Origin of the sequence: Aeromonas sp. SCS5 (assembly GCF_001887375.1) — a bacterium.
GTDB lineage: Bacteria > Pseudomonadota > Gammaproteobacteria > Enterobacterales > Aeromonadaceae > Aeromonas > Aeromonas jandaei.
Genome location: NZ_LFCS01000035.1, coordinates 1 through 674 on the forward strand (window position 1 = coordinate 1; position 674 = coordinate 674).

Annotated in this window: 1 protein-coding gene; it reads left to right on the forward strand. The window is 59.3% G+C overall.

Translation table 11 applies throughout. The features are described 5' to 3' along the window. On the forward strand, nucleotides 1-674 hold a 674-nt coding region (gene tssI / locus BS300_RS20840), incomplete at both ends, for a type VI secretion system tip protein TssI/VgrG (protein ID WP_143241878.1).

Here is a 674-nt window from a genome sequence, read left to right on the forward strand (position 1 = left end):
GCCAGCAGCCAGCCCGATGTCGACTTTGGTGCCGTGCTGGACCAGCCCTGCGAGCTCATGGTGTGGTACAACGGCGAGCTGCAACGCCGGGTGGGCGGGGTAGTGAGCGAGTTTGCCCAAGGGGACAGCGGCTTTCGCCGTACCCGTTACCGCATTGAGGTGAAACCCGCCTTGTGGCGACTTGGTTTGCGCCAGAACTCTCGCATTTTTCAGGCGCAAAAGCCTGACGAAATCCTCAGTATCCTGCTGCAAGAGCACGGCATTACCGACTACGCCTTTGCGCTCAAGAATGAACATGCCCAGCGCGAATACTGCGTCCAGTACCGCGAGACCGACCTCGACTTTGTGAACCGCCTCGCAGCCGAAGAGGGCTTGTTCTACTTCCACGAGTTTGAAGCAGGCAAACACCGCATTGTATTTGCCGACGACGCGGCAGCATTGACTCAAGGCCCCGAGCTTTTCTTCAACCTCGGCAACCGCTCGCTGGAACAAGGCCCTTACGTGCGTCAGTTCCACTACCGCGAGGCGGTGCGCCCTTCTGATGTGGAGCTCAAGGACTACAGCTTCAAGACCCCGGCCTATGGCCTCTCCCATAAAAAGCAGGGCGCTGAGCTTGAGCATCAGCGCGATACCTACCAGCACTTCGACTACCCGGGCCGCTACAAGCAGGACCC